Origin of the sequence: Pseudomonas sp. RU47, assembly GCF_004011755.1 — a bacterium.
Classification (GTDB): Bacteria; Pseudomonadota; Gammaproteobacteria; order Pseudomonadales; family Pseudomonadaceae; genus Aquipseudomonas.
Map to the genome: position 1 here is coordinate 2,707,003 of NZ_CP022411.1, position 21,314 is coordinate 2,728,316.

Here is a 21,314-nt window from a genome sequence, read left to right on the forward strand (position 1 = left end):
GATCTAACGATAGATCGAAATCAAAGACCTGCCGGGGCGGGTTCGAGAGCGTTTACACAGAGGCGTCATCGAGTTTTCAAAGGGCGTCTTCATGGCGACGAACAGCTTGAATTGCCAAGAAATTTCCTGCCGCAAAAACCGCTCAGCCGTCGCCGGCGCTCTCAGTTCTGGAGTGTTTTCAGGTGACAGGCTGTGATCAATTGATCATGAGTAGAACTCGTGTTGATCAAGATTAAATTGAGTTTGTCTCAATAACGACTGATGCCGACAATGGCCGCCATCAACAAGACATTGGAGTTGTTTGTTATGGCACTGGCCCATTCCCTTGGATTTCCGCGCATCGGTCGCGACCGCGAACTGAAGAAAGCGCAAGAGGCGTTCTGGAAAGGAGAACTGAACGAGGCCGGCCTGCGTGATGTTGGCCGTGAGCTGCGCAAGGCTCACTGGGATTTGCAGAAAAACGCCGGCATCGAATTGCTCCCGGTCGGCGATTTCGCTTGGTATGACCAGGTGCTGACGCACTCGCTGATGTTTGGCGTAATCCCTGAGCGCTTCCGCCCGCACGATGGCAAAGCCAATCTGCAAACCCTGTTCGCCATGGCCCGCGGCGTCAGCGACAGCTGCGGCGGCGGTGCGCACGCTCAGGAAATGACCAAGTGGTTCGACACCAACTATCACTACCTGGTCCCTGAATTCAGTGCTGATCAGCAGTTCCAGTTGGGCTGGGATCAACTCTTCGAAGAAGTCGAAGAAGCCCGCGCGCTGGGCCATAACGTCAAACCGGTGATCATCGGCCCGTTGACGTATCTGTGGTTGGGCAAGGCCAAAGGTGCCGAGTTCGACAAGCTGGAATTGCTTGATCGCCTGCTGCCGTTGTACGGGCAGATCTTCGCGCGTCTCGCCGCCCAAGGCGTCGAGTGGGTGCAGATCGACGAGCCGATTCTGGTACTCGACCTGCCGCAGGAGTGGAAGAACGCTTTCGAGCGTGCCTACAACCAGATCCAGCGTGATCCGCTGAAGAAACTGCTCGCTACTTACTTTGGTGGTCTGGAAGAAAATCTTGGTCTGGCGGCGAACCTGCCGGTCGACGGTTTGCACATTGATCTGGTGCGCGCACCGGAGCAGTACCCGACCATTCTTGATCGTCTGCCAGCCTATAAAGTGTTGTCCTTGGGCGTGGTCAATGGCCGTAATGTCTGGCGCTGCGATCTGGAAAATGCCTTGGCGACGTTGCAGCATGCCCATGAGCGTCTGGGCGATCGCCTGTGGGTCGCGCCGTCCTGCTCGCTGCTGCACAGCCCGGTGGATCTGGCTCGTGAAGACAAGCTCGATGCCGAGTTGAAAAGCTGGTTGGCCTTCGCTGTGCAGAAGTGCGAAGAAGTCGCGGTTCTGGCTCAAGCGGTCAACGAACCGGAAGCGCCGAAAGTGCTGCGCGCACTGACTGAAAGTCGCTCGGTGCAGGCTGCACGTGCAGCTTCCCCGCGCATTCACAAACCGGCCGTTCAGGCCCGTGTCGCCGCGGTTACAGCCAAGGACAGTCAGCGTCAGTCGCTGTTCGCCCAGCGCATCGCCAAGCAGCGTGCCGGTCTGGATCTGCCGCTGTTCCCGACCACGACCATCGGTTCGTTTCCGCAAACCGCGTCGATCCGCCTCGCTCGGCAGTCGTTCAAACAAGGCAAGTTGAGCGAAGCCGAATACACCGAAGCCATGCACAGCGAAATCCGCCACGCGGTGGAAATCCAGGAGCGTCTGGGTCTCGATGTGCTGGTGCACGGTGAAGCCGAGCGCAACGACATGGTCGAATATTTCGCCGAACAACTGGACGGCTATGTGCTCACCCGTTTCGGCTGGGTACAAAGTTACGGTTCGCGCTGCGTGAAACCGGCGGTGATCTTCGGCGACCTCAGCCGTCCGAAAGCCATGACCGTGGAGTGGATCCGCTACGCTCAAGGCCTCACCGACAAGGTCATGAAAGGCATGCTGACCGGCCCGGTGACCATGCTGATGTGGTCGTTCCCGCGTGAAGACGTCAGCCGCGAAGTGCAGGCGCGGCAACTGGCGCTGGCGATTCGTGATGAAGTGGTGGATCTGGAAGCCGCCGGCATCAAGATCGTGCAGATCGACGAAGCGGCGTTCCGTGAAGGTCTGCCTTTGCGTCGGGCGCAGTGGCAGCATTATCTGGACTGGGCGACTGAGGTGTTCCGCCTGTGCGCCTCCGGTGTGCGCGACGAAACGCAGATCCACACGCACATGTGCTACAGCGAGTTCAACGATGTGATCGAATCCATCGCGGCGATGGATGCCGACGTGATCACCATCGAAACCTCGCGTTCCGACATGGAATTGCTGGATGCCTTCGAAGCCTTCGCTTACCCGAACGACATCGGCCCGGGCGTTTACGACATCCACTCGCCACGCATCCCGGATGCTGCGGAAATGGCTAATCTGCTGCGCAAGGCGGCCAAGCGGATTCCGGCCGAGCGGCTATGGGTCAACCCGGATTGCGGTTTGAAAACCCGTGGCTGGCCGGAGACGGAAGCGGCGCTGGTGCACATGGTCACCGCCGCCCGGCAGCTGCGTAAAGAGTTGGCGTAACCCTCACCCGGCATGAAACACAACACCTGTGGGAGCGAGCCTGCTCGCGAAAGCGTCTTGTCAGTCAACATCAATGTTGGATGATCTGCCGCCTTCGCGAGCAGGCTCGCTCCCACAGGGTTTTGTGCAAGTCATGAGATTGGATGGCTTCGCGGGACCTGTTGTTGCTACTGTGGCCAGCCGCAGTCCAGGCGCTTTCGCTACATGAAACATCAACCCTTTATTCAAGCTGTTTCCGACGCCGACATTCCTGCCGTGCTGGATTTTGTCTTAAAGGCCCGTGCCGAGCTTTTCCCCAAGCTCAACGCGACCGGCATGCCTGACGATCTGGCGCGTTTTGCCGAGGTTTATCTGCGTGGGGAAGGGCGCTTTCTGATTGCTCGTCACGAAGGGCAGATCGTTGCCTCCATCGGCTATCTCCCTTACGACCGACGCTTCCCGAACCTTGATTATCCCGGCCGCAAGGTAGTGGAAATCGTGCGCCTGTTCGTCGTGCCTTCACAACGGCGTTCCGGGTTGGCCGCGGCGTTGTATCGATCACTCAAAGACCTGGCACTCGCCGACGGAGTCGAGGTGATCTACCTGCACACCCATCCGTTTCTGCCGGGGGCCATCGCGTTCTGGCAGCGGCAGGGTTTCGAGATTATTGACGTCGACGCTGATCCGGTCTGGCAGACCACGCACATGCACAACGTCATGAGTGAAATCGAAGAATCTGCGCCCCATCGAACGGGTCTGTCAGATAGTGCGCCCTGACCCCGAACGTCTCCTGTAATCGCTGCGGTGTCAGCACCGCCAACGGTTCGCCCAGCGCCACCAGCCACCCGCGCTCCAGCACCGCCAGACGATCGCATTTCAACGCCTGATTAAGATCATGCAAGGCGATCAGCGTGGTCACCGGCAACGCCTGCACCACGTTGAGAATGGTCAGCTGATGCTGAATGTCGAGGTGGTTGGCCGGTTCGTCCAGCAACAGGATTTGCGGTCGCTGCGCCAGGGCCCGAGCGATGTGTACCCGTTGTCGCTCACCACCGGACAGGCTGCGCCAGAGACGGGTGCGCAGGTGCATCGCGTCGACGTCGGTCAGCGCCTGCTGAACAATGGCGTCGTCGGCCGCGGACCACGGTTGCAGCGCCGACAGCCAAGGCGTACGCCCCAGCGCCACCGCATCGAACACGCGAATGCCGTCGTCGGTGTCGGCCTGTTGCTCGACCACCGCAAGCTTTTGCGCAATGCTGCGCCGGGCCATTTTGCCCAGGTGCTGACCTTCGAGCAGCACCTCGCCAGCGCTCGGTTCACGCAGCCCGGCCAGCAGTTTGAGCAGGGTGGATTTGCCGGATCCATTCGGCCCGACGATGCCGAGGGTTTCGCCGCGCTGAACTTCAAGGCTGACACCGCTGAGCAACTCGGCGCCGCGCACTCTGAAGCTCAGACCAGAACAACTCAAAACACTATTCATCGAGCGGACCTGCGGCCTACCAGAATCAAGGCAAACACCGGCGCGCCGACCAGCGCGGTAATCACCCCGACCGGAATCACCTGGCCCTTGATCAACGTGCGCGACAGCACATCAGCGGCAATCAGAAACACTGCGCCGCCCAGCGCACTTGCCGGCAGCAGCCGGGCATGCCCGGTGCCGAGCAACAGACGCGCGGCGTGGGGAATCACCAGCCCGACAAAACCGATCGAACCGACAATCGACACCATCACCGCCGTCACCAGTGCCGCGCAGCCAATCAGCAGAATCTGCACACGTCGCACCGGAATGCCGAGGGATGCCGCCGAATCCGCACCAAAGGTAAACGCATCCAGCGCCCGCCGATGCCACAGACACACGACCAGTCCCAACACGGCCACCGGCACCGCCAGCCACACCGACGGCCAGCGCACGCCGCCGAGATTGCCCAACAGCCAGAACATGATGCCGCGCGCCTGTTCAGAGCTGGCCGAGCGGGTGATCAAAAACGCCGTGAGCGCGTTGAACAGCTGCGAGCCGGCGATCCCGGCAAGAATGATCTGCCCGGTGCCGCTGGCCGAACCGCTGACTCGCGCCAGCACAATCACCAGCACGAACGCCGTGACTGCGCCGGCAAATGCACCGACTGACAGCGAGATGATCCCGGCGCCGACACCGAGTAATGCCACCATCACCGCCCCGGTCGAGGCGCCGGCAGAAATCCCCAGCAGATAGGGATCGGCCAGCGGGTTGCGCAACAGCGACTGCAAGATCACTCCGCACGTCGCCAGACCGGCACCGCACGCCGCTGCGACCAGTGCGCGGGTCAGGCGATAGTTCCAGACGATGCCTTCGTCGATAGGATCCAGCGCGTACCCGGCGCCCCACAATTTGTTCGCCAGCACTTGCACGACCACGCCCGGTTCAATCGAGGTTTCGCCGATGGCCACACCAGCGACCACTGCAATCAACAGTGTCACCAAGGCCAGCAGCGTACGGATCAGACTGGCACTCATTGCGACAGGTCATTGCCGTTGATGGCCGTGGCCAATTGCTCGATGCCATCGAACATGCGCAGGCTCGCCTGCATAGCCATGGCGTCAAGAATGATGATGCGGTTGTGCTTCACCGCGTCCATGTTGCGCGTCACCGGGTCAGTGCGCAGGAAGGCGAGTTTCTTTTCATAGTCGTCGGCGGGGAAGCGTCGACGGTCCATGCGCGCGATGACGAGAAAGGTTGGATTAGCCTTGGCGATGGTTTCCCAGCCGACCGTTGGCCACTCTTCATCGGACTCCACCACGTTGCGCACGCCGAGGGTGCTGAGCATGAAGTCGGGAATGCCTTTGTGCCCGGCCACGAACGGCTCGATGTCCATTTGTGCGCTGGAAAACCAGACCAGCGCGCTGGCATCCTTGAGCTGTTTGCCTTGGGCTGTGGCAATCGATTTGGCGAGGCTGGCTTTGAGCTCGTCGTTGAGCTGCTGGCCACGATCCTGCACATCAAAGATCTGCGCCAGTTGGCTCACGCTTTTGTAAATCGTCTCGATGCGAAACGGCGCCAGTCGCGTGCCATCGGCGCCGACGAGGTTGTCCTTGGCTTCGCAATCGGAGGGCAGCAGATAGGTCGGAATCTTCAGCTCATGAAACTGCTCGCGGGTGCCGACCGCGCCTTGCGGGCCGACCATCCATTCCAGCTCCACGGCGACCAGTTCCGGGCGCTTGCCGATTACCGATTCGAAACTTGGCTCGTTGTCAGCCAAACGCTCGATCTTGTCGTCCTGCACTTTGTATTTGGCCAGCACATTGTTGAACCACAACGAGGTGCCGACGACTTTGTCGCCCAGGCCCATGGCGTAGAGCATTTCCGTGCCGGCCTGGCCGATGGTCACGGTGCGCGTCGGTGCGTGCTGGAAGGTCAGGGTGCTGCCGCAGTTTTCGACCGTCAGCGGATAGACCGTCGGTGCCGCATGCGCCATGGCGCCAAGGCTCAGGCCGGTGATCAGGGTGGCAACGCGGGGCAGCAGCATGGGGCAGTCTCCAGGGGAACCGTACGGGAGCGGGAGAGTACGGATTGGAAACACACCATCGAACGCAGTCAGGAAAACAGCGCAAGGCCGGGCAGCCAACGAAGACGCGCACGGCACGATGTCCTTCCCGGACACCCCGCCGGTTAGTAATCACTGTGCCGGCAGGTCTCCTGACTGATGCGTCATCGCCTGGCTCCGGCCTTCCCGGGATTCACCCAGTGGCAGTCGTGGAGCAGGCTCGGCACCTACAGTTGCGGGGGCAGTTCCGATCAGTGCTGAGCAAGCACCTCGGATTCCCTGTTAGTCCCGTTCGGGAACCGGCCGCGGCATGGTAGTCGATCGAGCCGCTGAAGGGGAGACGAATCTGCCGTGACGAGGATTAGTGCTGGCTCATCAAACCGTGCAACACGCCTAAACGCAGGCCCGGTTCGGAGGGCAGCATTTGTGCGATGCCGAACACTTTGAAGGCGGCCAGCATCAACACCAGACCGCCGGGCAGAATGCTCTGGCGATGAGGTTGCAGCCCGGCCAGTTTCAGTTGCTGGACGTTGTTCACCTTCAGCAGAAGTAACGACAGGCGCAGCAGTCCGCCGTAGGTGATGCCGTCCTGACCGTAGTCGTTGAGGCGATTGGCCTTGAGCACTTTGGCCAGCATGCGCGCGGTGCCGGACGAACCGATGGTTTGCTGCCAGCCCTGAGCGCGATAGCGTCGGGCAACCTTTTCAAACTGCAGGATGGCGAAGCGTTCGGCCTCCTGTAGCGCACCGGCGGACACGTCACCGCCGCGAAAGAAGCGCATGCTCAAGGTGCCACTGCCAATGGCGATGCTTTCGGTGAGCAATGGTTGTGAGCCTTGGCCGAGGATCAGCTCGGTGGAGCCGCCGCCGATGTCGACCACCAGGCGCAGGTCTGCGGCGCTCGGCAAGGCGTGGGTCACGCCGGCGTAGACCAGCCGCGCCTCTTCATGGCCGCAAATGACGTCGATGGGAAAGCCCAGATGCCGCTCGGCACTGGCCAGAAACAGTTGCGCATTGTCGGCCTCGCGCACTGCGCTGGTCGCCACCGCGCGAACCCGGCCGGCCTCGAAACCGCGCAGCTTCTTGCCGAACCGCGCCAATGCCTGCCAGCCGCGATCCAGTGCCAACGCATCCAGCGTACCACCGTCAAAACCTTCGGCGAGGCGCACGGGTTCACGCAGGGTTTTCACTTCCTGAATCTGCAAGCCCTTTCGACTGCGCACTGACTGGCCGATCATCAGGCGAAAGGCATTCGAACCCAGGTCGATGGCGGCAAACAGCGAGGCGTCGTCTTTCATGGGAATCCTTGCAATGCATCCGTCGCGAGGCTCAAGACGGTTTGCGAGGATTCTGCCGTGATCTTGATGACATCCTGATGACGGGGTGGGGGCGGTTCAATGAATGTGTGGCTGTCATGACACTGTCATTATTCAGCGTCTATGCTGAGGCCAATACATCGCGTGTTCTTAAAGTTTTTGCTGCCGAATTTGGCAGCTTTTTTTTGCCTGCGATTTGGCTGTTGATCGTTCCCACGCTCCGCGACTGATCGTTCCCACGCTCCGCGACTGATCGTTCCCACGCTCCGCGACTGATCGTTCCCACGCTCCGCGTGGTAATGCCTCTAGGGACGCTCCGCGTCCAGTGACGCGGAGCGTCACGGGCTGCATTCCCACGCAGAGCGTGGGAACGATCAGGGGTAGGGGCTACTCAGCAGGCTTGCGGGGTTTCGCCCCGGGCCAGACGCGCATTTATGTCTTCGATTACCTCAGGCAACTCGGCGATGGTGTCGATCAGATAATGCGGGCGCGAGGGGGCGAACATCTTGCCGATCCGCGCACGTTCTTCCGCCAGTCGATCCGACGGCAACGCCTTGTATTGCTCATAGCTCAGGCCCAGCGCGTTGCCGGAACAGGTCAACGCCACCGTCCACATCCCCGCGCTACGCCCTTCAAGAATTCCGGGCCAGGTGTCATCAACCTTGACGCACGCGGCCACATCATCGATGCCCAAGGCAATCACGTTAGCCAGTGCCTGCGCCGGATGCGGGCGGCCATTCGGCACTTCATCGGTGGCGACGACATGGTCAGCGACGTAGCCATTTTCCCGCGCCAGTTCGACGACCTTGGCCATCACCACCGCCGGATAACCGGAGCACGAACCGATTTTCAAGCCCTTGTCGCGCAACGCGGCAATCGCCTCGAGCGCGCCCGGAATCAGCGCCGAATGCAGGGCGATTTTCTCGATTTGCAACGGCATGAAGCGCTCGTAGATCGCCGTCACATCGTCATCGCTCGGCACGCGGTCGAATGCTGCACGATAACGCTCGGCAATCTGTGGCAAGTTGCACAGCGTGCGGATGTGATCCCACTTGCCCATGCCCATCGGCCCGCGCGCTTCTTCCAGCGACACGGCAACGCCGAACTCGGCAAAGGCCTCGACAAAAATCTGCGTCGGCGCAAACGAGCCGAAATCGACAACGGTGCCGGCCCAGTCAAGGATCGCGGCTTGCAGGTGAGTCGGTTGTTGGTACTGCATGGTCAATCTCCGTTTTCAGGTAAGCGTGGGCCGTCCCTCGGCAATGAGGTAGGCGGTTCAAGGGTCAGTGCTGATCAGGTCAGCGGTGGATTCGCATCAAACAGTTCGGCAATCACTGGCCGGTTCCGACGGATGCCGAGGCAGCACAAGTGGTATTCGATAAAGAACGGGTGGTCGACAAACGTAATGGGCGTGGTACCTGGGGTTTCGGCGTACTCGACCGCCGAGACAAACCCGATGCCGATGCCCTTGACGATGGCGTGCACGATGGCTTCGCGGCTGTTCAGTTGCATGACGCAGTTGAGAGCGATGTCGAGGTGTTTGCAGCTTTCTTCCACCAGTTGCCGGGTGCGCGCGCTGGATTCGCGCATCACCCATTTTTCGCCGCTGATTTCACTGATGTGAACCTGCGCCTGACTGGCCCAGGGATGGTCATCGCGGACCACGGCGATAATTGGATAACGGTGATACAGCCGCGTGTGGAAGCGCTCATCGAATTCCGACAGCGCCAGAATCGCCACGTCGATGTCGAAGTTGAACAGCCGCGCCAGAGTGTCCTTTTCCGAAGAAAACGACGTTTCCAGTTCGATATCCGGGTGGCGCTGCATCAGTTCATAGGTCAGGTTCATCGCAATCGGCGGTGACACCGCGCCGAGGCGCAACATGCCGGTCTTGCGCTGCTTGAAGCTCTGCAACAGTTGCACGGCTTCATCCTCCTGACCGAACAGGCCCTGAGTGATCGCATAGAGCTTGTGCCCGGCGGCGCTCATCTCGATGTAGCGTCCACGGCGATGGAACAGCTCCACCGAGAAGGTGTTTTCCAGCGCGTTGACCTGTTCGCTGACGGTCGGCTGGCCGACGCTGAGGTACTCCGCTGCGAGAGTGAAACTGCCGGTTTTGGCCACCGCATGAAACGAACGCAACCACTTGTGATACTGGTACATGCAAGCCCCGTCAGCGTCGGATGAACAATGCCACTGCCGCACTGCACAGGCAGGCGCTGGTGACCACTATGAAGATCAGAGACGTATTTGCCGTGGTGTCAAGCAGACGCCCGATCAGTGGCTCGGCCAATCCGGCGAACAGGTAGGAGGAAAAGTTCATGATCCCGGTCGCCGTACCGGCGCGTTTGGCCCCGACCAGATCCGGGCACAGCGCCCAGAAACTCGAGGCCGGGCCGTAGACGAAGAAGCCGCAAAGGAACAACGCGACCAGGCCGATCACGCTGTGTGGCGGCAGGCTCCACATCCACAGGCTGGTGGCGGCGCCGAGGAACATGTAGAGCATGATCGCCAGATACCGCTTGGAGCCGAACAGTTTGTCCGACACCCAGCCGTTGCTCAGTGCACCGACCGCCATGCCGACGGGGAGGGCGACAGTGATCCATTTCGGATCGATCATGCCGTCACCGCTTTTCCAGTCCGCGCCGAGAAAGTGCACCGGTACCCAGACGATCAAGCCGTAGCGTGCAGCGTTTTGAAAGCCCAGTGACAGCGCGGCGATGAGCAGGCGAGGGTTTTTCAACACGGCTTTGTAGCGTTGGGCCGAGGACTCGACTTCGCCCTGTGCCGCTTCCTGATGCTTGTCGTCAGCGTTGGCCACACCGGTATCGCCCACCGGTTCGAAACCCAGATCCTGCGGGCGTTCGCGGGCAACCAGATAGAAAATGATCCCGCCGGCGAGCATTAGCAGCACCGGCAAACGGAAGATCCAGCGCCATTCCAGTTGCAGCACTTCAAGCACAACGATAGAGGTGACGTACGACAGAATCGACGCGCAACCGGCGGCGAAAGTGTAGAAGCCATAGACCTTGCCGCGCTCGCCCGCCGCCCACCAATTGGCAATCAACCGACCGCCCGGCGCCCAGCCCAAGGCCTGAAAGTAGCCGTTGACGCCCCACGGCAGAATCAGGCTGGTGAAACCGCTGGCGAAACTGGTCACCCAGTTGGCACCGCAGGACAACACCGCACCCAGCGTCATGATCCGCCGGCCACCGAACTTGTCGGCGAGGTTGCCGTTGATGGCTTGGCCAATCGCATAGGCCCAGAGCATCGCCGCAGAGGCCCAGCCGAGGGTTTCCTTGCTCAAGCCAAATTCAGCCTGAATGCCCGGAATGGCAAAACCGAAGGTCTGCCGCCCGGTGTAGAAAAACAGGTAACAGAACATCGCCGCCAGTAGCATGCGCCACTGCGCGACCCGGAACGAGGCAGAACGGACGGCGAGACCAGGCATGGTTTGGGCACGATTCATGATCTTTTCCTTATTGTTGTCGGTTCCCGCCGGTTGTCGTCGGCGGGTGCACTCTTTTTCGGTGCGGCAGGAAATCACCGCGGCGTTGTACGCCGCCGGCTGTGCTTGGGGCGTTCAGGTTGCGGGCGAGGTCAGGCGGCTTGTGAACCGATGAAGTTCTTGCCGCGCGCGCCCTGCATCGCGAGGTGGATGATGTCTTCGGCATCCTTGGCCGAGACGCCGTAATCGGCAAACTCGGTCTTCACCCCGAGGCTGTGCAGGAACTCGCGCAATTGCTGTTGCGCAGTGAGCAGATCTTCGCCGAATACCCGTTGCAGGATGCGGTCACGCGTTGCGTCATGACCCCAGGCCAGGCCGAGCACTAACGGCAGGGTGAAAGAGCAGGCGATGCCGTGGGGCAAACCATGGCGTAAGGTCATCTCATAGGAAATCGAATGCGCCAGCGCGGTTTTGGTGTTGGAAAACGCCAGCCCGGCCTTGAGTGCGGCCAGTGCCATGCGCGTGCGCAACTCTTGGCTCGACAGATCTTTTTGCAGACGCGGCAAGCATTCGAGAATGTCTTCAATCGCAGAAATGGCGAAGGTGTCGGAGACCGGATTGGCGTTGACGTTCCAGATCGCCTCCAACGCATGGGACAGCGCATCGAGACCGGTGGAAACGGTCACGCCGGCCGGTACGGTGAGCATCAGTTGCGGGTCAATGATCGCCACCCGTGGCCAGGTGCAGTCCAGGTGCAGCGAATATTTCTTCTGGCTGGCGCTGTCCCAGATCGTCGCCCACGGGGTGACTTCGCTGCCGGTGCCGGCGGTGGTTGGTGCGGCGATCAGTTGTTTGCAACGGGCCGGGGTGAACGGTTTGCCGCTCGACAGCAGGCTCAACAGTTCATCGAAACGGCCGGATTCGGTGCCGACGATCAACGCCTTGGCGGTATCGATGGCGCTGCCGCCACCGACCGCGAGCACCACGTCGCAAGCAGCGGCGTGCTGCCAGAAATGCTCGTAGGTGTTGCGCAGATGGGCGACGTCGGGGTTGGGCTGAACGTCTTCGAACACGTAGACCAGCCGCTCACCGAGCAAGGCTTGCAGGCGATCGACCAGCCCCAGGCCACGGGCCTCAGGGAAGGTGACGAGGGCCACGGTTTGCTGGTCGGTAATGGCAGCGAGGTCTTGCAGGCTGCCCCAGCCGAAACGGGTATCGACGGGGTTCTGGAAGCGGGCAGTCATGGTGGATCCTTATTGTTGTTGTCGTGTGGCGCCATACTCAGCGCCCGTCGACAACGGCTCAAATCGATAATTCGCAGGTTTGAATCGGCTCAGCCGATAGCAGCTTTACGCTAGTGCGCCGAACCGCTCTGGATCGCCGCGCGCAAGCGGCTGGAGATGGCGTCGGCGACGATCACCATGAAGGTAATGACGATGATGCAAGTCGCGGTTTCCTGATATTTGAACAGCTTGAGACTGCTCACCAGCTCGAACCCCAAACCGCCGGCACCGACCATTCCCAGCACGGTGGCCGAGCGAAGATTGACCTCGAAGCGATAGAGAATCACGGCAATCCACGCGGTGATGACTTGCGGCAAAACGCCAAACACGATTACCTGCAGTGGCCGCGCCCCGGTCGCTTGCAGCGCTTCAATCGGGCCCTGGTCGATCTCTTCGATGCTCTCGGCGAAGAACTTGCCGAGCATGCCCAGGCCATGCAGCGCCAGCGCCAGGACACCGGGGAACGGCCCGAGCCCGACCGCCGAGACGAAAATCAGCGCGAGGATCAGTTCGTTGATGCTGCGGGTGAAATTCAGCGCCTGACGGGTGGCGTGAAACACCCAGCGATTGCGGCTCAGATTGCGCGCGGCGAGGAAGGACAGCGGAATCGCCAGCAACACGCCGAGCAGGGTGCCCCAAATGGCGATCTGCAAGGTTTCCACCGCTGGCGCGAGCAGACGCGGAAGAATGCTCAGATCCGGTGGGAAGGTGCGCGAAAGGAAATCACCGATCTGCGGCAATCCCGCTGCCAGTTCACCAAGGCTGAGCTGCGCACCTTGCGCGCTCCAGTTCAGCGTCCACAGCACGATCAGGACGACGGCGCCGGTGGTCAGCCAACTGCGCGGGCCACGGGGACGATCGCCGACCCACTGGTAGTTTTGCGATTGCATGTTCAGGCCCTCGAGGCAGCGCGGTAGGACAGGGTGGGCGTGGGCACGTCAGCAGGGGGTTCCGCCGATTGCCCCGGATAGATTCGTGCCAGATCCGCTTCGGTCATGCTCGACGCTTTGCCATCGAACACCAGACTGCCGTGAGCGAGGCCGACCACGCGGTCGCCAAACTCGCGGGCGTATTCGACCTGATGCAGGTTGCACAGCACGGTGATGCCCAGCTCGCGAGTGGCATCGCGCAGATACTGCAACACCAGTCGCGCGGTTTTCGGGTCGAGGCTGGCGATCGGTTCATCGGCCAGAATCACCTGCGGTCGTTGCGCCAATGCGCGGGCGATGCCGACGCGCTGCTTCTGCCCGCCGGACAATGAATCGGTGCGTTCGCCGGCCTTGTGCGCCAGCTCGACGCGCTCCAGGCATTGCATCGCCAGTGCCACATCGTCACGGCGGAACAGTTGCAGAATCGAGGCGAGGGTACCGACGGAACCGAGGCGACCGGTCAGCACGTTCTTCAGCACACTCAGGCGCGGCACGACGTTGTGGTGTTGAAAAATCATCGCCACTTCACGGCGCAGAACGCTGGTATCAGGGCAGGAGAGGGCGTCGATGCCGGCCACGCTCAGCGTGCCGCTGTCGGCCTGCGCCAGACGATTGATGCAACGCAGCAAGGTCGATTTACCGGCGCCTGACTGACCGAGCACCACGACGAATTCGCCCGCAGCGACTTCCAGGTCGATGCCGCGCAATACCGGGTTGCTGCCGTAGTGTTTGGTCAGTTGGCGGATGCTGATCATTTCATGCTCCGCAAATCGAGATCGAGCACCTTGGCGGTGTCGCGCACCACGTCATACGACGCGTCGGTGGTCGGCTGGAAACCATTGAGCACGCCCTGATCACCCCACGGCACGTCCTTGATCGAAGCCAGTGCGGCGGCGACTTTTTTCTTCAATTCCGGATCAAGCGCCTTGCGCCAGACCATCGGCGATTCGGGAATCGGCTTGGAACTCCAGACAATTTCGAAGTCATCCTGCTTGACCACGCCTTTGGCCACGGCGCTGGCAAAGATGCGGTCAGCCACGGCGGCGGCGTCGACTTTCTTGTTCTCGACCGCGAGGATACTGGCGTCGTGGGAACCGGAGAAAATCACTCGTTTGAACAGCGTGTCCGGCGCAAATCCTGCCTGCTCCAGGCCTGCTTTCGGGAACAGATGACCGGAGGCCGAACTCGGGTCGACGAACGCGAATGTATGCCCTTTGAGGTCGGCCAGCGAGTGAATACCGCTGTCCTTGCGCGCCAGAATCACGCTTTTGTACGCGCTCTGGCCGGTCTTCTTGGTCACCGCCACCGAGAACGCTTCGACGTCCGCCACCGAGGTCGCCAGCACGTAGGAGAACGGCCCGAGGTAGGCGACGTCGAGTTTGCCCGAACGCAGCGCTTCGATGATGCCGTTGTAGTCGGTGGCCACGAACGGCACCACCGGCATGCCGATTTTGGCTTGCAGATCGTCGAGTACCTGTTTGCTCGATTCGATCATCGCCTGGGAGTCTTCGGAGGGGATCAGGCCAATGGTCAGTTTGTCCTTGGCCCAGACCTGGCTGGCACTCAGGGTAAGTACGGCAAGGCTGGCGACACGCAGAAACTGTTTGATTGTTTTCATGGCATTCCACGGTGTGGTTGGGAGTTGCCACAGGCTAGGTCTGTCACGTGACAGTCATTCAATCAATTCAATATGCGAAACGACAGCTAACTATTGATGGAGTCTATGGATGTCGAGCGCCAAACTACGGGCCTTTCTCGCCGTCGCCCGTCACGGCAGTTTCAGTGCCGGGGCGCGGGCGTCAGGATTGAGCCAGCCGACGCTGACCACGCAAGTGCAAGCCCTGGAACGCCAGCACAATGTTGAGCTTTTCCACCGGCGTGGGCGGCGCATCGAGTTGTCGGATGTGGGGCGGCAATTACTGCCGATCGCGCAACGGCTTGCCTTGCTGGAGCTGGAAGCGCACAACCTGCTGCGCGATTCCGGGCGGCTCGACAGCGGCCAGCTGAAGGTCGGTGCGGTGGGGCCGTTTCATGTGATCGAGATGGTCGACAGCTACTTGCAACAGCATCCGAATATCGACGTGTCGATCCGCGTCGGCAACTCGGCGCAAGTACTGTCGGACCTGGAAAACTATGTGACCGACATCGCCGTGCTGGCCGGGCGTCAGGATGATCCGGCGTTGTGTGCGGTGCGTTATGCGCGGCACGCGATCATCCTGTTTGCCCATCATGAGCATCCGCTGGCCAATCGTGGCAGAGTGCGCCTGGAAGAACTGGAAGGGCAGCGGCTGCTGCAACGCGAACCCGGCTCGACCACGCGGCTGGTGCTGGAACAGGCGCTGAATGCGGCGCAGGTGAAACCGCGCATCGCCATGGAAATCGGCAGTCGTGAGGCACTGCGGGAAGCGGTGGTGCGTGGGTTGGGGCTGGGTGTGGTGTCGGAAGCGGAGTTCATTGCCGACCCGAACATCCGCACGATCAGAATCGAGGGCGAAGAGCTGTTTACGGAAACGTATTTGTATTGCCTGGCCGAGCGGCGTTCCAGTCGGCTCATCTCATCGTTTTTCGATGCGGCGCTGAGTTGATTTGCAATTTCGCGTAAGGCTTGGCTAATATACGATCCATATACACATCGTATCGGATCCATATATGGGCATCGTAAAGATTTCAGAGGACATGCACGAGAACCTGCGTATCTCCAGCAACGCCCTCAGCCGCTCGATCAACGCGCAGGCCGAGCACTGGATGCGCATCGGCATGCTCGCCGAACTGCACCCCAACCTCGACCACAGCGCCATTTGTCGCTTGCTGATCCGCGCCGAACAGAACGGCGGGCTGGATCTGCAACAACTGACTCAGGAAGCCGTCAGCGCATGAGAAACCAGATCAAGATCAACACCCCGGCCGACATCGCCCAATCGCGTGCTGCCGGCAAACTCGCCGCTGAAGTGCTGGCGATGCTGGTGCCGCATGTGAAGGCGGGCGTCACCACTGACCAACTCGATCAGCTGTGCAACGACTACATCGTCAACGTGCAGAAAGCCGTGCCGGCCAACGTCGGTTATCACGGATTTCCGAAAACCGTCTGCGCTTCGGTCAATGACGTGGTCTGCCACGGGATTCCCTCAGGCACGCCGTTGAAGGATGGCGACATCGTCAACCTCGACATCGCGGTGATCAAGGATGGCTGGTTCGGTGATACCAGCCGAATGTACGTGGTCGGCGAGGCGACGCCTGAAGCGCAGCATCTGATCAAGACCACTTACGAGGCGATGTGCGCGGGTATTCGTGTGGTGAAACCGGGCGCGACGTTGGGCGATATCGGCCACGCGATCCAGACGTTGGCGGAGAAGGAAGGCTTCAGCGTGGTGCGCGAGTATTGCGGACACGGGATCGGCAAGGTTTATCACGATGAGCCGCAGATTCTGCATTACGGCTTTCCCAATCAGGGCATGAAGTTGAAGGCGGGGATGATTTTTACCGTGGAGCCGATGCTTAATGCCGGTAAGCGTCATGTGAAGAACATGCCGGACGGCTGGACCGTGCTGACCAAGGATGGCTCGTTGTCAGCGCAGTGGGAGCATATGGTGGCGGTGACGGAGACGGGCTTCGAAATCCTCACGGCGTGGCCGGACGAAATCGAAGGCTACCGCGCTATTGTCTGATACCGCGTCGACTGGTTCCCTCACCCTAGCCCTCTCCCAGAGGGAGAGGGGACTGACCGAGGTGTTTGGACAAGTTACACCGACCTGAAAATGCAGCGTCGAACTCAGGTTTTATACAACATGGAGATCGCCTCCCTCACCCTAGCCCTCTCCCGGAGGGAGAGGGGACTGACCGGGTTGTTTGGACGAGTTACACCGACGTGTGATACCGAGTCGAACTCAAGTTTTGAACAACATGAAGATCTGCTCCCTTTCCCCCTCGCCCCCCTGGGGGAGAGGGCTGGGGTGAGGGGGTAGATATCACAGACAACACGATTTCAGTGGGAGCCGGCGGCTTTGTTGAGGTCGCTTTCGGTCCATTCGGTGTAGACGCAGGCATCAGCGGTGGCCCAGCGCACTTGCACCGGATCGCCAGCCTTGAGCGGCATGCCGGCGGCGGACAATGCTTTCACTGTCATTGATGTGCCGCCTGAAGTGACCACGCTGCAAGTCTGGCTCTCACCCAGAAATAGCACTTCCACAACCTTCGCTGAAACCTCATTCCAACCCGACGGCAACGGTTCGCTAATCGCCTGCGCCACGCTCAACGCCAGTGCCTTTTCCGGCCGCACCATCAGCAAAACATCCTGATCGCTGTGCAACCCAGCGGTCAGGCGAATCGACAATGACTGTCCTTCAAACGAAGCCGCCGCATTGCCCTGCGCCTTGAGCTTGAGGAAGTTCGAATTGCCCAGAAACGACGCGACAAACGCATTCGGCGGATTCTGATACAGGTCATAACCGCTACCCAGACCAACAATCTTGCCGTGACTGAAAATCGCAATGCGTTGCGACAAACGCATGGCTTCTTCCTGGTCGTGGGTCACGTAAACAATGGTGATGCCCAGACGACGGTGCAATTGGCGCAACTCATCCTGCAGATCTTCACGCAGCTTTTTATCCAAAGCACCGAGCGGTTCGTCCATCAACAAAATGCGCGGCTCGTAAACCAAGGCACGGGCAATGGCGACACGTTGTTGCTGGCCGCCAGACAGTTGCGAAGGGCGGCGATGGGCGAACTGCTCAAGCTGCACCAGTTTCAACATCGCATCGACGCGCTTGTCGCGCTCAGCCGCCGCTAGTTTGCGAATCGCCAAAGGAAAGGCGATGTTGTCGCGCACCGACAGGTGCGGGAACAGCGAATAACGCTGAAACACCATGCCGATGTCACGCTTGTGCGGCGGCACATTGACCAACGATTCACCGTTGACGAGGATCTCGCCACTGCTCGGCGTTTCAAACCCGGCGAGCATCGACAGCGTGGTGCTTTTGCCCGAGCCGCTGGAACCGAGGAAGGTGAGGAATTCTCCGTCCTTGATGTCCAGCGAGATGTTGTCGACGGCGGCAAAGTCGCCGTAGTGCTTGTTCAGGTTGCGCAGGCTGACCAGGGGTTTGTCGTTCTGCTGGGAAGCGTCTTTGATCACGGCACTCATGTCGTACTCCTGGGCGCTCAGGCGCTGATTTCGTTGCGCCGGCGCAGTGCGGCGGCGATGACCATGACCAATACCGACAAGCCGATCAGCAGCGTCGAAGCGACGGCGATCACGGGCGTCAGGTCCTGGCGCAAGGTGGTCCACATTTTCACGGGAAGGGTTTGCAGGGTCGGGCTGGCCATCATCACGCTGAGCACCACTTCGTCCCACGAAACGAGAAAGGCGAAGAGGGCGCCGGCGACCATGCCCGGACGAATCGCCGGAAACGTCACCTTGAACACCGCTTGCAGGCGTGAAGCACCACAAATCACCGCCGCGTCTTCAATCGACTGATCGAACAGCTTCAGCGAGTTGATGATCGAGATGATGGTGAACGGCAGCGCGACAATCACATGGCTGACGACAAACGCAAACATTGTCCCGGTGTAGCCGAGCTTGAGGAACAGCGCGTACACCGCCACGGCGATGATCACCAACGGCACGATCATCGGCAGGGTGAACAGGCCGTAGAGCATTTCCCGGCCGGGAAAACGTCCGCGCACCAGTGCAAACGCGGTCGGCAGACCGAGGGCCACGGCGCAGATCGTGGTCAGCACAGCAACCTTGAGGCTGGCCGCGGCGGCGTTCATCCAGTCGGGGTTGGAGAAGAACTGGCCGTACCATTTCAGCGTCCAGCCCGGCGGCGGGAATACCAGCCACTGCGAGGAGCCGAACGACAGCAGCACGATGAACACGATCGGCAACAGCAGGAACAGACCGATCAGCCCGGTGGTTGTATACAAGCCGAAGCGCATGCGCCGGCTCATCGCATTGGGAGTCAGGAGCATGTCGGCTTACCTCGCGTTACTGGCGCCAACCGGGGATTCCGGCTGAAGCTTCAGGTAGAAGTAGAACAGCACCAAAGTGATCGCGATCAGCAACGCGGCGCCGGCACTGGCCAGGCCCCAGTTGAGGAACGATTGCACCTGCTGAATGATGAACTCCGGCAACATCATGTTCTGCGCACCGCCGAGCAGCGCCGGGGTGACGTAGTAACCGAGCGACATGACGAACACCATCAAGCCACCGGAGGCCAGACCCGGCCGGCACAGCGGCAGGAACACCCGGAAGAAGTTGCTCCACGGACTGGCGCCGCAGATCGAGCCGGCCTGCAGGATCATCGGGTCGATGGCCTGCATGGTTGCCTGCAACGGCAGGACGATGAACGGGATCATGATGTAGCTCATGCCGATCACCACGCCGGTGAGGTTGTGCACCATTTCCAGCGGCTGATCGATGATGCCCATCGCCATCAAGGCTTTGTTGATCACGCCGGACGCTTGCAGCAGCACCAGCCACGAATAGGTGCGGGCGAGCAGGCTGGTCCACATCGACAGCAGCACGATGTTGAGAATCCAGCGACCCCAGCCACGCGGCACCAGGGTGATCGCCCAAGCCAGCGGAAAGCCCAGCAGCAAGCTGAACAGCGTCACCAGCCCGGCCACCGAAAAGGTGTTGAGCAGCACCCGGGCATACGCCGAGTTGGCGAACAGTTGCTCATAGTTGCCAAGACCTGGCGTCGGTTCGAGCACGCCGCGCAACAGCAGGCCAATCAACGGCGCGAGAAAGAACAGGCCGATGAACAGCAGCGCTGGGGCGAGGTTGCCGGCGCCGCGCCAGCGTTGTCTGAGGGACGGGGCTTGCTGCATCGCAACCGCCTGTGTTCCGTGGGCCGAGCCGGCAGCGCCGTTGGCGCTCCCGGTGGCAGTGGAGGGACGGGACGCGGTGGCCGCCATTTTCATTTGACCAGCCATTCGTTCCACCGTGTCGCGATGGCCTGGCCGTTTTTGGCCCAGTACGCGAAATCAAGAGTGATCTGATCCTTAGCGTAGGCAGTCGGCAGGTTGGGGGCCAGCGTCGAATCCAGACGCTCCACACTGTCGAGGTTGACCGGGGCGTAGGCGGTCAGGTTGGAGAAGTCAGCCTGGCCCTTGGCGCTGCTGGCGGCGGCGAGAAACTTCATCGCCGCGTCCTTGTTTTTCGAGCCTTTGGGGATGACCAGAATGTCGGCCATGACCAGGTTCTGTTTCCAGCTCACGCCGACCGGTGCGCCGTCTTCTTGCAGGGCGTGAATGCGGCCGTTCCAGAACTGGCCCATGCTCGCTTCACCGGACGCCAGCAGTTGCTGCGACTGCGCGCCGCCGCCCCACCAGACGATGTCTTTCTTGATGGTGTCGAGTTTTTTGAAAGCACGATCCAGATCCAGCGGGTAGAGCTTGTCAGCCGCTACGCCATCGGCCAGCAGCGCCAGTTCGAGCACGCCAGGGCTTGGCCATTTATACAGGGCGCGTTTGCCGGGGTAGGTCTTGGTGTCGAACAGCGCGCTCCAGTCCTGCGGCTTGTTGGCGCCGAGTTTGCCCTCGTTGTAACCGAGGACGAAGGAGAAGAAGAACGAGCCGACGCCGTAGTCGCTGACGAAACGCGGGTCGATCTTGTCGCGCTGAATCACTTTGAAATCGAGGGGTTCGAGCAGGCCTTCAGCGGCGGCGCGCAGGGCGAAGTCGGCTTCGACATCGACCACGTCCCACTGAACGTTGCCGCTCTCGACCATGGCTTTGAGTTTGCCGTAGTCGGTCGGGCCATCCTGCACGACGGTGATGCCGCTGGCCTTGCTGAACGGATCGGCCCAGGCCTGTTTCTGCGCGTCCTGGGTGCTTCCGCCCCAGCTGACGAAGTTCACGCTTTCGGCAGCCATTGCAGCCTGGCCGGTGACGCTGAGCAGTCCCGCAAAAAAGATCGCGGTTGCAGCTTTGTTCAACACCATGTTCACGCCCTCATTGTTGTGTTTTTGAGCGGGCTTGCGTTGTTGCCCGCCTGTCGGGAGCAGTAGTCGGACGTTTGTTGGAGTGTCCGGTCTATGGAATATCATATTATGGTATTCCAAACTTTGTGCAAGCACTTTGCCTTACCGGTTATCTGGCCGGGCGGTTATTTGATGCGTTCGGCTTGGATGTTTTTTGTGAATGTTAGATCCAGCCCCTCACCCCAGCCCTCTCCCTTCGGGAGAGGGGGCCGATCGGAGGCTGTTCAAAACCTGAGTTCGACTCGGTATCTCAGGTCGGTGTATA

At 60.6% G+C, this 21,314-nt stretch carries 20 protein-coding genes and 1 riboswitch; of the genes, 5 read left to right on the forward strand and 15 right to left on the reverse strand.

What is annotated here, in order from left to right; genetic code table 11:
- The first annotated feature begins 306 nt into the window (after window positions 1–306).
- Window positions 307–2,595 carry a 5-methyltetrahydropteroyltriglutamate--homocysteine S-methyltransferase gene (gene metE, locus CCX46_RS12400; RefSeq protein WP_127930380.1) on the forward strand — a complete coding sequence of 763 codons (2,289 nt, stop codon included), beginning with the start codon at window positions 307–309 and terminating at the stop codon, window positions 2,593–2,595.
- A 204-nt stretch (window positions 2,596–2,799) separates the two neighbouring features.
- Window positions 2,800–3,351, forward strand: coding sequence for a GNAT family N-acetyltransferase (locus tag CCX46_RS12410; protein ID WP_127926883.1), 552 nt, complete (start codon window positions 2,800–2,802; stop codon window positions 3,349–3,351).
- Here CCX46_RS12410 and CCX46_RS12415 read toward each other — a convergent pair.
- From CCX46_RS12415 to phnD, 11 genes are all read right to left on the reverse strand, one after another.
- Window positions 3,290–4,054 (reverse strand): ABC transporter ATP-binding protein, encoded by a 765-nt coding sequence (locus CCX46_RS12415; RefSeq protein WP_127926884.1) that lies wholly within the window; start codon window positions 4,052–4,054, stop codon window positions 3,290–3,292. The genes CCX46_RS12410 and CCX46_RS12415 overlap by 62 nt on opposite strands.
- Complete coding sequence (locus CCX46_RS12420; protein WP_177413900.1) at window positions 4,051–5,055, reverse strand: FecCD family ABC transporter permease; 1,005 nt, start codon at window positions 5,053–5,055, stop codon at window positions 4,051–4,053. Before CCX46_RS12420 ends, CCX46_RS12415 begins: the two co-directional genes overlap by 4 nt.
- A gap of 8 nt (window positions 5,056–5,063) precedes the next feature.
- On the reverse strand, window positions 5,064–6,077 hold the full coding sequence (locus tag CCX46_RS12425) for an ABC transporter substrate-binding protein (RefSeq protein ID WP_127926886.1): 1,014 nt from the start codon (window positions 6,075–6,077) through the stop codon (window positions 5,064–5,066).
- 143 nt (window positions 6,078–6,220) lie between these two features.
- Window positions 6,221–6,414: riboswitch (cobalamin riboswitch) on the reverse strand.
- Window positions 6,415–6,456: 42 nt separating this feature from the next.
- Complete coding sequence (locus CCX46_RS12430; protein ID WP_127926887.1) at window positions 6,457–7,392, reverse strand: Ppx/GppA family phosphatase; 936 nt, start codon at window positions 7,390–7,392, stop codon at window positions 6,457–6,459.
- Window positions 7,393–7,801: 409 nt separating this feature from the next.
- The gene (gene phnX, locus CCX46_RS12435; protein ID WP_127926888.1) at window positions 7,802–8,629 is read right to left on the reverse strand and encodes a phosphonoacetaldehyde hydrolase; all 828 of its coding nucleotides are present in this window, start codon (window positions 8,627–8,629) and stop codon (window positions 7,802–7,804) included.
- Between the two features lie 74 nt (window positions 8,630–8,703).
- Complete coding sequence (locus CCX46_RS12440) at window positions 8,704–9,573, reverse strand: LysR substrate-binding domain-containing protein (protein WP_127926889.1); 870 nt, start codon at window positions 9,571–9,573, stop codon at window positions 8,704–8,706.
- A 10-nt stretch (window positions 9,574–9,583) separates the two neighbouring features.
- Window positions 9,584–10,879, reverse strand: a complete 1,296-nt coding sequence (locus CCX46_RS12445; RefSeq protein ID WP_116029122.1) for an MFS transporter — start codon at window positions 10,877–10,879, stop codon at window positions 9,584–9,586.
- Between the two features lie 131 nt (window positions 10,880–11,010).
- Window positions 11,011–12,102: an iron-containing alcohol dehydrogenase PsrA gene (psrA, locus tag CCX46_RS12450; RefSeq protein ID WP_127926890.1), complete on the reverse strand. Its 1,092-nt coding sequence runs from the start codon at window positions 12,100–12,102 to the stop codon at window positions 11,011–11,013.
- Between the two features lie 110 nt (window positions 12,103–12,212).
- Window positions 12,213–13,031: a phosphonate ABC transporter, permease protein PhnE gene (gene phnE, locus CCX46_RS12455; RefSeq protein ID WP_127926891.1), complete on the reverse strand. Its 819-nt coding sequence runs from the start codon at window positions 13,029–13,031 to the stop codon at window positions 12,213–12,215.
- A 2-nt stretch (window positions 13,032–13,033) separates the two neighbouring features.
- Window positions 13,034–13,825 carry a phosphonate ABC transporter ATP-binding protein gene (gene phnC, locus CCX46_RS12460; protein WP_127926892.1) on the reverse strand — a complete coding sequence of 264 codons (792 nt, stop codon included), beginning with the start codon at window positions 13,823–13,825 and terminating at the stop codon, window positions 13,034–13,036.
- Entirely contained in the window at window positions 13,822–14,688 is an 867-nt protein-coding gene (phnD, locus tag CCX46_RS12465; protein WP_127926893.1) for a phosphonate ABC transporter substrate-binding protein, read from the reverse strand. Before phnD ends, phnC begins: the two co-directional genes overlap by 4 nt.
- Before the next feature lie 109 nt (window positions 14,689–14,797).
- Between phnD and CCX46_RS12470 the strand changes: the two genes are divergently transcribed.
- The 3 genes from CCX46_RS12470 to map all read left to right on the forward strand — a co-directional run bounded on the left by CCX46_RS12470 (window position 14,798) and on the right by map (window position 16,735).
- Window positions 14,798–15,655, forward strand: coding sequence for a LysR substrate-binding domain-containing protein (locus CCX46_RS12470; protein ID WP_127926894.1), 858 nt, complete (start codon window positions 14,798–14,800; stop codon window positions 15,653–15,655).
- Window positions 15,656–15,719: 64 nt separating this feature from the next.
- Complete coding sequence (locus CCX46_RS12475) at window positions 15,720–15,947, forward strand: ParD-like family protein (RefSeq protein WP_007918027.1); 228 nt, start codon at window positions 15,720–15,722, stop codon at window positions 15,945–15,947.
- The gene (gene map, locus CCX46_RS12480) at window positions 15,944–16,735 is read left to right on the forward strand and encodes a type I methionyl aminopeptidase (RefSeq protein ID WP_127926895.1); all 792 of its coding nucleotides are present in this window, start codon (window positions 15,944–15,946) and stop codon (window positions 16,733–16,735) included. The genes CCX46_RS12475 and map overlap by 4 nt, the downstream gene beginning before the upstream one ends.
- Before the next feature lie 317 nt (window positions 16,736–17,052).
- Here map and CCX46_RS12485 read toward each other — a convergent pair whose 3' ends face one another.
- Genes CCX46_RS12485 through CCX46_RS12500 form a run of 4 tightly spaced genes read right to left on the reverse strand, consistent with a single transcriptional unit; the run spans window position 17,053 to window position 21,010 of the window.
- Window positions 17,053–18,207 (reverse strand): ABC transporter ATP-binding protein, encoded by a 1,155-nt coding sequence (locus tag CCX46_RS12485; protein WP_127926896.1) that lies wholly within the window; start codon window positions 18,205–18,207, stop codon window positions 17,053–17,055.
- A 17-nt stretch (window positions 18,208–18,224) separates the two neighbouring features.
- Entirely contained in the window at window positions 18,225–19,034 is an 810-nt protein-coding gene (locus CCX46_RS12490; RefSeq protein WP_127926897.1) for an ABC transporter permease, read from the reverse strand.
- A gap of 6 nt (window positions 19,035–19,040) precedes the next feature.
- Window positions 19,041–19,988, reverse strand: coding sequence for an ABC transporter permease (locus CCX46_RS12495; RefSeq protein ID WP_174245114.1), 948 nt, complete (start codon window positions 19,986–19,988; stop codon window positions 19,041–19,043).
- The gene (locus tag CCX46_RS12500; RefSeq protein WP_127926899.1) at window positions 19,985–21,010 is read right to left on the reverse strand and encodes an ABC transporter substrate-binding protein; all 1,026 of its coding nucleotides are present in this window, start codon (window positions 21,008–21,010) and stop codon (window positions 19,985–19,987) included. The genes CCX46_RS12495 and CCX46_RS12500 overlap by 4 nt, the downstream gene beginning before the upstream one ends.
- Between the last annotated feature and the right edge of the window lie 304 nt (window positions 21,011–21,314).

Bases quoted from the DNA above. Each gene is read 5' to 3' on its own strand.
- metE (WP_127930380.1), top strand. From the start codon at position 307: ATGGCACTGGCCCATTCCCTTGGATTTCCGCGCATCGGTCGCGACCGC.
- CCX46_RS12410 (WP_127926883.1), top strand. From the start codon at position 2,800: ATGAAACATCAACCCTTTATTCAAGCTGTTTCCGACGCCGACATTCCT.
- CCX46_RS12415 (WP_127926884.1), bottom strand. From the start codon at position 4,054: ATGAATAGTGTTTTGAGTTGTTCTGGTCTGAGCTTCAGAGTGCGCGGC.
- CCX46_RS12425 (WP_127926886.1), bottom strand. From the start codon at position 6,077: ATGCTGCTGCCCCGCGTTGCCACCCTGATCACCGGCCTGAGCCTTGGC.
- CCX46_RS12430 (WP_127926887.1), bottom strand. From the start codon at position 7,392: ATGAAAGACGACGCCTCGCTGTTTGCCGCCATCGACCTGGGTTCGAAT.
- phnX (WP_127926888.1), bottom strand. From the start codon at position 8,629: ATGCAGTACCAACAACCGACTCACCTGCAAGCCGCGATCCTTGACTGG.
- CCX46_RS12440 (WP_127926889.1), bottom strand. From the start codon at position 9,573: ATGTACCAGTATCACAAGTGGTTGCGTTCGTTTCATGCGGTGGCCAAA.
- CCX46_RS12445 (WP_116029122.1), bottom strand. From the start codon at position 10,879: ATGAATCGTGCCCAAACCATGCCTGGTCTCGCCGTCCGTTCTGCCTCG.
- psrA (WP_127926890.1), bottom strand. From the start codon at position 12,102: ATGACTGCCCGCTTCCAGAACCCCGTCGATACCCGTTTCGGCTGGGGC.
- phnE (WP_127926891.1), bottom strand. From the start codon at position 13,031: ATGCAATCGCAAAACTACCAGTGGGTCGGCGATCGTCCCCGTGGCCCG.
- phnC (WP_127926892.1), bottom strand. From the start codon at position 13,825: ATGATCAGCATCCGCCAACTGACCAAACACTACGGCAGCAACCCGGTA.
- phnD (WP_127926893.1), bottom strand. From the start codon at position 14,688: ATGAAAACAATCAAACAGTTTCTGCGTGTCGCCAGCCTTGCCGTACTT.
- CCX46_RS12470 (WP_127926894.1), top strand. From the start codon at position 14,798: ATGTCGAGCGCCAAACTACGGGCCTTTCTCGCCGTCGCCCGTCACGGC.
- CCX46_RS12475 (WP_007918027.1), top strand. From the start codon at position 15,720: ATGGGCATCGTAAAGATTTCAGAGGACATGCACGAGAACCTGCGTATC.
- map (WP_127926895.1), top strand. From the start codon at position 15,944: ATGAGAAACCAGATCAAGATCAACACCCCGGCCGACATCGCCCAATCG.
- CCX46_RS12485 (WP_127926896.1), bottom strand. From the start codon at position 18,207: ATGAGTGCCGTGATCAAAGACGCTTCCCAGCAGAACGACAAACCCCTG.
- CCX46_RS12490 (WP_127926897.1), bottom strand. From the start codon at position 19,034: ATGCTCCTGACTCCCAATGCGATGAGCCGGCGCATGCGCTTCGGCTTG.
- CCX46_RS12495 (WP_174245114.1), bottom strand. From the start codon at position 19,988: ATGAAAATGGCGGCCACCGCGTCCCGTCCCTCCACTGCCACCGGGAGC.
- CCX46_RS12500 (WP_127926899.1), bottom strand. From the start codon at position 21,010: ATGGTGTTGAACAAAGCTGCAACCGCGATCTTTTTTGCGGGACTGCTC.